The sequence below is a fragment of the Microcoleus sp. K5-D4 genome (assembly GCF_036704575.1).
GTDB lineage: Bacteria > Cyanobacteriota > Cyanobacteriia > Cyanobacteriales > Microcoleaceae > Microcoleus.
The window spans coordinates 34,784-47,668 of the sequence record NZ_JAUBSD010000035.1 but is presented as its reverse complement, the minus strand read 5'-3'; the positions used below and the strand labels follow the sequence as shown (position 1 = coordinate 47,668).

Annotated in this window: 6 protein-coding genes; 2 read left to right on the top strand and 4 right to left on the bottom strand. The window is 46.4% G+C overall.

The genetic code is table 11. The features are described from left to right. Positions 1-177: 177 nt before the first annotated feature. The gene (patX, locus tag QUA77_RS13410) at positions 178-384 is read right to left on the bottom strand and encodes a heterocyst-inhibiting protein PatX (protein ID WP_333034972.1); all 207 of its coding nucleotides are present in this window, start codon (positions 382-384) and stop codon (positions 178-180) included. A gap of 817 nt (positions 385-1,201) precedes the next feature. Continuing rightward, a complete protein-coding gene (gene coaE / locus QUA77_RS13405; RefSeq protein WP_333064793.1) occupies positions 1,202-1,933 on the bottom strand; it encodes a dephospho-CoA kinase in 732 nt (243 codons plus the stop codon). Positions 1,934-2,138: 205 nt separating this feature from the next. On the opposite strand from coaE, the gene QUA77_RS13400 reads away from it, so the two are divergent. After that, positions 2,139-7,286 (top strand): CHAT domain-containing protein, encoded by a 5,148-nt coding sequence (locus tag QUA77_RS13400; RefSeq protein WP_333450520.1) that lies wholly within the window; start codon positions 2,139-2,141, stop codon positions 7,284-7,286. Between the two features lie 92 nt (positions 7,287-7,378). On the opposite strand, the gene QUA77_RS13395 is transcribed toward QUA77_RS13400, so the two are convergent. Continuing rightward, on the bottom strand, positions 7,379-7,756 hold the full coding sequence (locus QUA77_RS13395) for an EAL domain-containing protein (RefSeq protein WP_333034976.1): 378 nt from the start codon (positions 7,754-7,756) through the stop codon (positions 7,379-7,381). A 23-nt stretch (positions 7,757-7,779) separates the two neighbouring features. Beyond that, positions 7,780-9,204, bottom strand: a complete 1,425-nt coding sequence (locus tag QUA77_RS13390) for a diguanylate cyclase (RefSeq protein WP_333450518.1) — start codon at positions 9,202-9,204, stop codon at positions 7,780-7,782. 422 nt (positions 9,205-9,626) lie between these two features. On the opposite strand from QUA77_RS13390, the gene QUA77_RS13385 reads away from it, so the two are divergent. Then, complete coding sequence (locus QUA77_RS13385; protein ID WP_333450516.1) at positions 9,627-12,653, top strand: PAS domain S-box protein; 3,027 nt, start codon at positions 9,627-9,629, stop codon at positions 12,651-12,653. Positions 12,654-12,885: the final 232 nt, after the last annotated feature.

Genomic DNA, 12,885 nt, shown 5'->3' with positions numbered 1-12,885 from the left:
CGAATAGCGAACAATTATGCATTGAGTCGTCAAATACCGCTGAAAAATCGGTTTTTTGCTACGCAGTACGTAAGTCCCCAATTAATGGCTCGAAATTTTCAATTTTTCTCTTCTTCTCTCAATTTTATATTGTCCCATTCTCCCCCTAATTCCCTGCAATTATCGCTTTTTTCGGCTTTATCTCCCCTGGCCTCGTCCTGGTGGCGTATTATTATCTGGCTCTTTATCGTAAAAGGTCTGAGTGTCGGCTACGGCGGTTAAAATTTCGGGAGCAGAGTTGTCTCGAGCAAAAAAGGTCGATCGAGTTTCTAAGCTTTGAGCATTAACTGCGCCAGCACTCAGTAACAGGCTTGACATCAGGATGGAAGAGTAAACGCGCATCATAAATTTTGGTGTTTGTATTTTCTCCTTCTTGATACGCAGTCTGTACTCTGGTATCAGGATAAAAAAATAATTGTGGCGAAGTCATCAATTAGTAAGTGAGGACACCTGCAATTTTTTTGAGTTTTGGTTAAAAGCTGGTGAAATCCATCCTTTAGCTCGCTTGTTCGCGGGTAATTTCTAGTTATCTGCTACTGGCGGGCAACCAGCAGAATTCAAGACCATGTTCAAAAAAAGAATACTACTCTTCTCTGCCCGTGTTCCCCACCCTGGTAGCTATAAATCATTCCCAAATCTCAAATCTCAAATCTCAAATCTCAAAGGGTATCGCCCCAGGAATCCTTTTGAAACAGTCTTCCAAGAAAGAAACAAAAACCGCCAATTGTAAAGTTTTACTACTTTTATGATTAACTTGATAATTTATTGAGGTGAAGCGGCAACCCGGGGATTAAAGACACAATAGGAGAGTACCCAGCCGCGCCATCAGCACGTTAGATATAAATATCTTGGTGAATGAGATTCCTTAAAGTGGGCAATGCCTAATTTTTTACATTAACTTCATAAATGGTTGCTATTATATTTTCAAATAAATTGTGAACTTTTTATTTTTTGTGATTTTTTCTGACTTTTCTGATCTTGCTTGGTGACAAGAGGGCTTACGCGCCACTTTGAAGGAGGAGTCGAAAGCGGTTGGAGAAAAAAGCCCCTTCACAAAATCGTGGATTCAATCTCAAATCTCACCTCTCAAAGCGACTAACTGGCGCGCAGGGATTAAAAAAACCAGGTTTTAAAACCGCTATCGCGGAGTCAATCTCACATATCAAATCTCAAAGCGACTGACTTGCACATCTACCTCCAGGAATAGCGAGTCGAGCGTTGACGAGTTGTCCAAAATAACATCAGCTTGTTGACACTTTTGAGCTAGCGGCAACTGGGCGTTAATGCGGGCCTTAGCTCGATCGTAACTCAAGCCGTCTCGCTGCATTAGTCGTTCTAACTGCACTTCGGGTGAACAGTACACTACCCAAATTTCGGTACACAAGTCAGTCATGTTAGCTTCAAACAGCAGCGGCACTACCAAAACCAAAGTCAACGTGTCAGCCGGCGCGCAGAAACCGGGTTTTTTTTCAACAATACTTCGTTCTAGCTTTTGGTTAAAAAAGCCGGTTTCTTGAGTCTTTGTACCTAAATCCTGTGTGCTTTGGGATACCAAACTCGATGCAGCAATGTAGCTTTGAGTTTCCTCAACTAATCGGCGGCGCACGTAAGGGTGAATCTGTTGTTCCAACCACTGCCGCTCGTCTGGGTTACAAAAAATAATACTTCCCAACTCGGGCCGATTTAAATTGCCGTCCGGGAGCAAAATACCGGCGCCGTATCGTTTTACAATAGAGTCAAGTATTGGCGAACCGGGGTTCACAGCTTCGCGGGCGTAAATATCGGCATCTAAAATCGGAAATCCACAGGCATCTGCAAGATAATTAGATATAGCGGTTTTACCGGTGGCGATGCCCCCAGTTAAACCGATCAGACGGACAATTCGATCGCTCATAATTTTCTCTGTTTAAACTTCCTGTGTTTCGACACTTACTATCAGTCTTTGCTATGTTGGTGACACAATCAAATTTAGACTTAAATTTTAAGATTTGCGATCGAGAGTTCGCGTTAGGAAGTGTCAGGATGGGGGTGCGATCGACTCTTTTTTACCTAAAATCTCAATTTTAAACTCGAATTAAGGTCTAGACCGAGGCAAACTTATGAATGCTCAACGTGCTGTGCGGTCGATTCTGGCAGCAATTCCCCTTGCTGGATTTTTGATAGTAGATTTTTTACCCAACCTGGTTTTCCTCAAAGAAAACAGCAGCGGATGGGTACTCGTGGCAATTTATCCCCAATCTCAAATTGCTGCAGCACAATCTATTACTCCAGCCCCAGACGGCACCGGAACCGCTGTCACCGCCCCAGGTCCAGGGTCGCCTCCTCGCTACGACATTAAAGGCGGCACTACCTCCAGAGACGGAGCCAATTTGTTCCACAGTTTTACTCGGTTCGGTCTTAATTCTGGCGAAACTGCCAATTTCATCTCCAACCCAAGCGTTAAAAATATCCTCGGCCGTGTTGTCGGGGGCGACGCTTCCTTAATTAACGGTCTAATTCAAGTTAGTGGCGGCAATTCTAATTTGTTGCTGATGAATCCCGCAGGCATTATCTTCGGAGCAAATGCCCGACTCGATGTATCCGGGTCTTTTTTGGCTACCACCGCTAGCGGTATCGGTTTTGACAACGGCTGGTTCAACGGTACAGGGGCGAACGACTTCGCGGCCCTAGTCGGAGCGCCGAATGCTTTTGTTTTTGGCTCGCAGCCCGCGAGTATTGTCAATGCCGGTAACTTGGCTGTCGGCATGGGGCAAAATTTGACTTTGCTAGGCGGCACGGTGATCAGTACAGGGCAACTTTCAGCCCCGGGCGGTCAAATTACAGTGGCGGCTGTCCCGGGCGAAAATCTGGTGCGGTTCAGTCAAAACGGACTTTTGCTGAGTTTAGAAGTTTCTCCAGCAGCCGGAGTGTCGGGTTCGGAAGCGGTTCCCTTCTCTCCCCAGAGTTTACCAGGGCTGCTGTCGGGTCCCGGCGTGGCTCACGCTACGGGTATAACTACGAACGCTCAAGGTGAAGTTGTGCTCACAGGCGGTCAAACAGTGCCAGGAGGTGCTGGAACTGCGCTGGTAGCGGGTTCTGCGGACGTGTCTGCTACGGGGGGCCAGGGAGGAAGCGTCAACGTGTTGGGCGACAAGGTAGGGCTGTTGGGAGCGAAGATTGAAGCTTCGGGGCCCGACGGCGGCGGAACGGTGCGGATCGGGGGAGATTACCGAGGCGAGGGAACTGTGCCGAATGCCAGGATGACTTACGTGGATGGCAAAAGTTCGATCGCCGCCAACGCAACTGAATCAGGCAACGGCGGCAGAATTGTGGTCTGGGCTGACAACACAACAGCATTTTTGGGCAGCATCAGCGCAAATGGCGTTTCTGCAACAACCACCGCAGGTGTTGGGGGGTTTGTGGAAGTTTCGGGCAAGCAAAGATTGATTTTTAACGGTACTGTCGATACGTCTGGGACAAACGGTTTGGGGACTTTGCTGTTAGATCCAGACAATATTTTAATTACAGATTCGCCAGAAGGTGCGGGCGATGCGGAAATTATTGCCAACAATAATATTTTGGCAACAGGAACGCCATCACCACAGCCAAAAATTTCTGAGCCTTCGCTGACAATTTCGGCTACAGCTTTGGAAAGTATGTCGGCGACTGCAAATGTGGTTCTCGAAGCGCTCAATGATATTACAATTGCTGATTTGGCGGACAATCAGTTGAGCTTTCAAGCAACTACTGGTTCGGTAACATTGAGAGCAGATGCCGATCGCAATGGTGCGGGTGCTTTTTCGATGAATGCTGCAGATACAATTAGCACGGCTGGCGGTGCGATCTCCATTTCGGGAAGTCAAATTACTGCGGGCAATTTGTCGAGTAACGGCGGAAATATTAGTTTGATTAGTCCGGGTTCGACTGTTGCCAATAATATTTCTTCATCCAATCCCAGCACCGGCAGCAGCGGGAATATTGTGCTCGAAGGCCTGAACGTGACGGCCCAAAAACTTGATGCCAGCGGTCGGGAAGCGACGGGAAATGTAACTGTGACGGCTCGGAATGTTCTGGGAGTGAGATCGATCGCAGGGGGCTCGGGAAACATTACTTTGACTGGTGATGAAATTAATTTTAAAGGCGACAAAAATTCAGTCAGAGGTACGGGCTTTTTGGTACTGCAACCTTGGAGTCCAGGTCAAAATATTGCGATCGGCGGTTCTGGAGATGTCGGTACTAATATTTATTTGAATCTGACGGCAAGCGACCTCGGAAGTTTGGAAAATGGGTTTGCTGGAATTACGATCGGCCGCACCAACGGTATCGGTTCAATTCTGATTGCCAACGATTTCACATTTTACGATCCGCTAATTATTCAATCGCCAGCGGGTTTGGGAACAATCACTACCACAAATTCCCTGACAGGGGCAGACAATGCCTCAATTACTATCAAAGGTGACGGCAATATCCGTACCGGAAATATCACTACCCACAATCAGGAAATTCGCATTGTCAGCACCGCAGGCAATGTCACAACCGGTCGGCTACTTACTGGAACTTCTCGCACCATCAACACTTCTGTCAATTCTTCCGAAGATACAGGCAATTCGGCGGGAGATGTTAGTGTTACCGCACACGGGACGGTGACTGCCGGGGCGATTGAGACAAGGGGCGATCGCGCAGGGAATGTGACGCTGACGGGGCCCAAGGGAGTCACTGCGGGGGCGATCGAAGCTGGTGGCGTCCAAACAGGGGGAGATGTTACCCTGACGGGCAACGAAATTGACTTGACAGGTGACAAAAATTCGCTCACCAGCAACGGCAATCTGGTGCTGCAACCGGCTGATCCGAGTCAAAATATTATAATTCAAGGTTCTGGCGATACAGAAGCTCTGAACTTGACTGCTGCGGAATTGAACACTTTTCGGAATGGGTTTGCTTCGATCACGATCGGACGTTCTGACGGTAGCGGTGTGATTTCGATTCCTTCTGAAACTCCAAATTCAACGCCAAATTCAACGCCAGTGGCGCTGACATTTCAAGATCCGACGACGATTCGATCGCCATCGGGCAGCGGCGCGATCGAGGGAACGGGTGCGATCGTCGGCACTGATAACGCCACGATCTCTCTGATGGGGGGTACTGTAGCCGTCGGAGACGTTACCTCGACTGCGGGGATTAACATCACTAGCAGTCAAGGCAAGTTGACTGCTGGTACGGTTTCATCTCGCTCAACTTCCGGGGTGGCGGGCCCTATCACTATTCGCAGCGCCGGTGCGGTAGAAACCGGCAACATCGATGCTTTTGGTGCCAGAAGCGGGGGAGATATTTCGATTGCGGCGCCGGGCCGGATCGTTACAGGGGTGATCAACTCGAGTTCGCAATCGGGAAGTGCCGGTTCGAGCCAAATTACCGGGAACAAAGATATTGAAGTTGTTTCGATCAAAGCTCGTGGCAATATCGGCGGCGATGTGGCAGTCGAAGCTGGGGGAGCATTTCGGGCTGCGGGAACAGGAACGGCTGCTGAGCGCGCCCAGGTCAGCATTTCTACAGACGGGCTGGCTCAATCGGGTTCACAGACGCTGCTGCAAAGCACTTGCCCGTCGGGAACCTGCACGGCGGCGACTGTTGGGACGGGAAACTCAAAGTCGAACACTGCCACCTCCTCAACTGCGATCGGGCCGCTGGCGATCGTGGCGAGTCCGGCACCAACTACCAGCGTGGAACTGAAAACTACAGACAATTCTCAACAAATTGTGACTCAGGTGAGTCTCCCTCCCGCAGCGTCGGTGCCAAAGGGCAGTACCACAAATGTCTCGCCAGAACCTGCTGCTGCGTCTGTTGAGGCGGGGTCGAACGAGACTGCTGCCGGCCCGGTACTGCTGTCGCCGTCGGTGTTAACAGACAATTTGGGCGCGCCTGCGACGACAGAAAACGGCAGCGTGGCAACAACTCCACAGAAGCCTGCGAGCGCGGTGAGTGCAGAAAGTGTCGGGAATGTGAGGGTTCCTGAGATTTCTCGATCGAGTTCGATCGCGCAAATAAGTCCGATCGACGCAGTGCAGCAAAGGGATAGAACTCAGGGCCGGGAATTTGAACGTTACTTTGGGGGTAATCTCACTGAAAAGTCAGTCACGCAGCAAAGTATTCGAGATACTCTCAGCAGCGTCAATCGCTTGACTGGGGTTAAACCCGCGATCCTTTACGTTTGGGCGAAAGAAAAACATTTAGAACTTGTGTTGTTATTGCCAGACGGCAAAAATGTTTTTAAAAGCGTGCCTGCAAGCCGCGAGACAGTGCTGCAAGTTGCTAAAGAATTCACTAATGCTATCAGAACTCCTAGGAGATTGAATGCTGCTAATTACAAGGAACCTGCCGAGAAACTTTACCAGTGGTTAATTGCACCGCTGCAACCAGAATTGGAGGCTAACAAGATTGCCACCTTGGTGTTTTCGATGGATGCCGGTTTGCGAACTTTGCCTTTGGCTGCTCTTTACGACGGCAAGCAGTTTTTGGTAGAAAAGTACAGTTTGGGGCTGATTCCGAGTTTGAGTTTAACTGATACTCGCTATGCCGATGTTAAGGGTTCTGAAGTGTTAGCGATGGGTGCGTCGAATTTTCCTGCCAAATACGATCAAAATCCTTTGCCTGCGGTGCCGCTGGAAATATCGACAATTGTCGGCAAGATTTGGCCGGGTTCGTCTTTTCTCAATGAAGCTTTTACTTTGGCAAATTTGAAGAACAAGCGCAATCAACCGCAATACAAAATTATTCATTTAGCTACTCACGGGGATTTTCAGCCTGGGGGGGCGGAAAATTCTTACATTCAGTTTTGGGATACTAAGTTGCGGTTGAATCAGTTGGAGCAGTTGAAGCTATCTAACCCGCAGGTGGAGTTGTTGGTTTTGAGTGCGTGTACTACGGCGGTGGGAGACGAACAAGCTGAGTTGGGGTTTGCAGGGTTGGCGGTACACGCGGGGGTAAAATCCGCTTTGGCGAGTTTGTGGTATGTCAGCGATGTCGCTACTTTGGGGCTGATGACTGAGTTTTACCAGGAGTTGCGTACAGCGCCGATTAAGGCTGAGGCTTTGCGGCAAGCGCAGTTGGCGATGCTGCGGGGAGAAGTGCGGTTGCAAGATGGTTATTTGGTGCGATCGGGCAACAATCAAGCTCTGCCTTTGCCGTCAGAGTTGACCGCCAGGGGCGATCGAAATTTCTCGCATCCTTATTATTGGGCTGCTTTTACCATGATCGGTTCGCCGTGGTAATTCAGAAGGAACAGCGTGCGATCGGCCAAAAAACCGGGAGAGAACAAGTTGCAAAACTCGGTGGATGGGAATAGCTAAAAAAGTGCGGTAACTCACACTAGAAACCGCGACCTCAACATCGAAAACGAGATAAAATGGAACAATAAAACTGAAAAAAAAATTCGACTGCTAGCGCCAGAAATATTGATTGTATACAAGTCTTTACTAAAAAATTTTAGTGCAGATAAATTTTGATACTTCGATAAAAAAGTTTCGATTACCCAACAACAATCGCTCTTTGTTATCAAGCCATAACACTCGGCGGTGAGAATAAACTCATTGGGAGCAACGCTTTCTCCGTTTTGGTCAACAAGCATTGTCAACAAAATTTCATAAGGCTCTAATGATTGATTAGAGGTAATAGAGCCAATCTTTTGGAAGTAGAGACAAAAACGATTGGTTTCTAACGCACGGCTGATTTTGGAAATCAACTGCCTCTCACCACGTTATCTAATTATATTAGTTCGCCATCGTCTCCACGATAAACATGAACACAGTTGCGACCTTTGCCTTTGGCAACATAACAAGCTGCATCAACCGCCCCAATAACCTCCATCAAATCTTGGCTGGCTTGGTTGATGGCAACAACTCCAATACTGACCCCGATGATAAAGGTTTTGCTATCCCAAATAAACTGAAACTGATGCACTAGGTCTTTGAGTTTTTCCGCAATCTGAACTGCTTTAGATAGGGGACATTTAGTAAGCAAAAGACCAAATTCGTCACCTCCCAAGCGAGCCAATGTGTCATTAGCGCGGACTCCATTTTGTAAAAGTGTAGTGATTTGGCGCAGTAGCTCATCGCCAGCAATATGACCAGCGGTATCGTTAACGGCTTTGAACTTATCTAAATCTAAATAACAGAGAGCGTGCTGCTGATTCCTATCTTGAACAGAGGCGATCGCCTCAATTAGTCGCTGCTCAAATCCTCGACGGTTGATTAAACCCGTCAGAGCATCGTGAGTGGCTTCCCAAGAGAGTTGACGAGCATGATTGCGCGATTCGGTAACATCATGAAAGACGATGACTGCCCCAATAATTTGACCTTGGCGGTCTCGAATCGGTGCTGCTGAGTCCTTAATGGCATACTCCGTCCCATCGCGCGCAATGAGAATAGTATGGTTAGGTAAGCCCACAATTCGCTTCTCCAACAGAGCCTTGTCGATCGGATTCTCTACTGGCTTTCGCGTTACTTCATTGACAATTTCAAAGACTGTAGACAGGGGTAGTCCATGAGCCTCATGAGCCTTCCAGCCTGTCAGTTGCTCAGCGATAGGATTGAAAAATCGCACATTACCTTGAGCATTGGTAGTAATAACTGCATCACCAATCGATTGGAGAGTCACTTGAGCGAGTTCTTTTTCGGCAAAGAGCGACGCTTCGAGACGTTGGCGTTCTTCCATTTCTCTCAAGAGACGTAAATTCTGCTCTTGGAGGCTTTTTTGCAACCGTCGGATGGTTAGGTGAGTTTCGACACGAGCTAATACTTCTTCGGCTTGAAACGGCTTAGCAATATAATCTACCCCACCAACAGCAAGCCCCTCAACCTTATTGAAAGTTTCATTGAGAGCACTCAAAAAAATTATCGGAATGTCTGCGGTTTTCTCGTCAGATTTTAATTGTTTACAAACTTCATAGCCATCCAAATCGGGCAATTTAATGTCGAGTAAAATTAGTTCCATCCATGGCGATTGGGCGGCTCGGAGCGCCATTGCGCCTGTTGTGACACTGCGAACTTTATAACCATGTGCGCTCAAAGTACGGCTCAGAAGACGCAGGTTATCAGGCAGATCGTCAACAATTAAAATATTGCCTCGGTAGTTGGTAGCTGGATCGCTAACTCTATCGCTAGTTATATCGAGAATCCTACTGCTTTCCATAGTTTATTACCAGAGGATTATAAGCCTCTGAATAAGAGTATAGTTGAATTATTAGGTTATAAACTCACTTTACGCACAACGAAGTTCTGCGATCGCAGAGTTCTAGGAGTGGCACGCTGGCACAGCCCCTACAATATCTGACTTGTTGAGGTAGGAATAATCCCCCCGTGGTTGCCCTTTTTCGTTTGGGGTAAAATTAGGAGAAGATTTTTGCAACCCAAGCAGCCCATTTATAAACAAGCACATTTCTTACAGGGCAAGTCTACTCCTCATTGCGATCGGATGTCTCGTGCTGCTGGGTTGGCAATTTGACATCTCCGTACTCAACAGTGGTTTTCCCGGTATGACTTCCATGATGAAGCGGGCAATGGCAGAACTCAATCGCTAAACACTTCAGCACTCATTAATAATGCAGGTTAGATATGATTACACAATTTTTTGAGACAGGAGGATTCATTCCTCATGGTCACTGCTATCTCTGGCAAACAAATTTAGTAGGATTACATATTTTATCCGATGGTTTAATCGCTTTAGCTTACTACTCCATCCCCATCATGCTAATCTACTTTGTGCGACAGCGGCAAGATACTCCATTTCAGAAAGTATTTTTTCTGTTTGGCGCTTTCATAATTGCCTGTGGTACAACTCATATTATGGATATTTGGACGCTTTGGTTTCCTACTTATTGGCTTTCTGGAGGACTTAAAGCTATTACTGCTCTGATTTCTATATATACTGCATCTGAGCTAGTGTTTTTAATTCCATCAGCCTTAGCTTTACCTAGTCCAGCTCAACTTATTACGGCAAATCAAGCCTTAGAACAGGAGATCAATGAGCGCAAGCGGGCTAAAAACGAACGCAAAGAAATTGAGGTGGCTTTACGAAACAGTGAAGAGCAGTTTCGCAATGCGTTTGAAAATGCGTCAATTGGAATGGCGATCGTTTCACTTGATGGGCACTGGGTGAAAGTCAATCCTGCCTTATGTCAGATTCTTGGCTACTCCTCAGAAGAGTTGTTAGCGTTAACTTTCCAAGACATTACCCATCCTGACGATTTAGACCTGGATCTTAGTTATGTACATCAGCTATTAGCAGGAACAATTTCAACTTACCAACTGGAAAAACGGTATTTCCATAAACAAGGACATATAATTTGGATTCTTCTTGATGGCTCCCTAGTACAAGATGAACAGGGCAATCCACTGCATTTTATTGCTCAAATCCAAGATATTACCGCTCGAAAAGAAGCTCAAAAGACGCTAGAACTTCAGAGTGTTATTATGAATAACATGGCAGGTGGAGTGTGTTTAATTAAAGCCTCAGATCTCACGATCGTCTACACCAATCCTAAATTGGACGCTATGTTTGGCTACACAGATGGCGAACTCGCAGGTCAACCCGTTGGTATCTTGAATTATGTCGATAGAGAGATTACACCAGACGCCAGCGTTCTAGATATTGTCGCTCAAATTGAGCAGAAAGGAGAAGCACAATATGAAGTCTACAATAAGAAAAAAGATGGAAGACTTTTTTGGTGCAGGGTTCATACTTCTAGGTTTGAGCATCCTGAATATGGAACCGTATATGTTGCCGTTCAGGAGGACGCAACAGAGCTGAAACAAGCTGAGCAGGCTTTGCAGGCTACCACAAATCGCCTCAACTTTCTCCTGAACTACAGCCCGGTAGTTATTTTTAGCTGTAAACCTGGTGGCGATTATCGAGCAACGTTCATCAGCGAAAATGTCAAAGATGTATTGGGCTATGAAAGCATTGCGTTTTTAGAATATTCTGATTTTTGGGTGCATAACTTACACCCAGATGATCGAGAACGAGTGCTTAATGGCTTAGCCAATCTATTCGTCAATGATTTTTATTTCCATGAATACCGTCTACGTCGCTCAGATGGGGTTTATCGCTGGATACTCGGTCAACTCAGACTAATTCGAGATCGTGCAGGTATACCAGTGGAAATCTTGGGATATTTAATTGACATTAGCGATCGCAAACAAGCCGAGTTGGAACTTCAGCAAGCTAAAGAAGCAGCAGAAACAGCAAACCGAGCCAAAAGTATGTTCCTGTCCAATATGAGCCACGAACTCCGTACTCCTCTCAATGCTATTTTGGGATTTACGCAATTGATGAGTTACGATCCTGTTCTGACTCCCGAACTCCAAAAAGATCTGGCGGTCGTCAATCGTAGCGGCACACATTTATTGGAATTGATTAACGACATTTTAGATTTATCTAAAATTGAGAGCGGACAGATGACACTCTCTCTTTCTGACGTTGACCTAAAGTTTTTGCTGATTTCTCTTGAAGAAATGTTGCAAATTAAAGCCCAATCGAAAGGATTGAAACTAATTGTCGAGCGAGATCCCAATCTTCCTCAATTTGTGCATATTGATGAGAAAAAACTGTATCAAGTTTTAGTCAATCTGCTCGGTAATGCGATTAAGTTTACTAATCAAGGAAGCGTCACCTTACGAGTAAGATCAGAACAGAGCGACCAAACTTCCTGTCGCCTATGTTTTGAAATTGAGGATACTGGAGTGGGAATTGCTCCAACAGAAGTTGACAGCTTATTTAAGGCGTTCGTGCAAGCTGAAGCTGGGAATAAATTGAATCAAGGTACTGGTCTAGGTCTAGCTATCAGCCAAAGATTTGTCCAACTCATGGGTAGTCAGATTCAGGTTCAAAGCACATTGAATCAGGGCAGCATTTTTTACTTTGAAGTTGGGGTAAAGTTACCTCAAGCAGTCTGCGTTCCCTCAGAATTGCTTAAACAAAGAGTGATTGGTATAGATCCAGGACAACCAACTTACCGCATCCTTGTAGTTGAAGATGTGGAGGAAAATCGCCGCTTATTGGTCAAACTCCTTACCTCAGTCGGTTTTGAGGTGCGCCAAGCAACACAGGGAGTGGAAGCACTATCTCTGTGGGAAAGTTGGTCCCCACACCTGATTTGGATGGATCTACGAATGCCGATCATGGATGGCTATACAGCTACCAAACGCATTAGAGAACACCCTCATGGACAAGAGACTGTCATTATTGCTTTAACTGCCAGTGCTTTTGAAGAAGATCGAGAGAAAGCTCTTATGGCTGGTTGTGACGACTTTATGAGCAAGCCATTTCAGGAACGGCTCGTCTTTGACAAACTCGCTCAACACTTGGGAGTAGAGTACATCTACACAGTTGTAGAAAAAGATTCCCAAAAACAATTGGTTGATTTTTTATCTCCCGAAGATATAGCCGTGATGTCCTCTCAGTGGTTAGAACAAATGTATCAAGCTGCCTACTATGTTGATCCTGAAGTCATGAACGAGCTAATCAAACAAATTCCCGTATCTAACTCAACCCTTTCCAGTTCGCTAATTGATTCTATCAATAACTTTAAGTATGACCAAATTATGGAGTTAATTCGACCTCTCCTCCCGAATCCAGTTTAGCGATCGAGTTTAAGGACAAAGAAGCTCTAGCCTTTCTCAGTAACATGAGGTGCACGTTTGATAAGCGGGCATAGGGCATAGGGCATAGGGCATAGGGCATAGGGCATATCTCACTTTATTGAGAACTGCTGTATAGTGATCTAAGAAGTGGCTAGGGAGTATCTCAATGAAAGCAGCCCAGCTAGAAATTGGAGTTTTGAGGCTCTCTTGCTGCCAGGCTCTCTTGCTGCGA

Excerpts from the sequence above, each read along its gene's own strand:
- QUA77_RS13390 (WP_333450518.1), bottom strand. The coding sequence starts at position 9,204 with ATGGAAAGCAGTAGGATTCTCGATATAACTAGCGATAGAGTTAGCGAT.
- QUA77_RS13400 (WP_333450520.1), top strand. The coding sequence starts at position 2,139 with ATGAATGCTCAACGTGCTGTGCGGTCGATTCTGGCAGCAATTCCCCTT.
- patX (WP_333034972.1), bottom strand. The coding sequence starts at position 384 with ATGATGCGCGTTTACTCTTCCATCCTGATGTCAAGCCTGTTACTGAGT.
- coaE (WP_333064793.1), bottom strand. The coding sequence starts at position 1,933 with ATGAGCGATCGAATTGTCCGTCTGATCGGTTTAACTGGGGGCATCGCC.
- QUA77_RS13385 (WP_333450516.1), top strand. The coding sequence starts at position 9,627 with ATGATTACACAATTTTTTGAGACAGGAGGATTCATTCCTCATGGTCAC.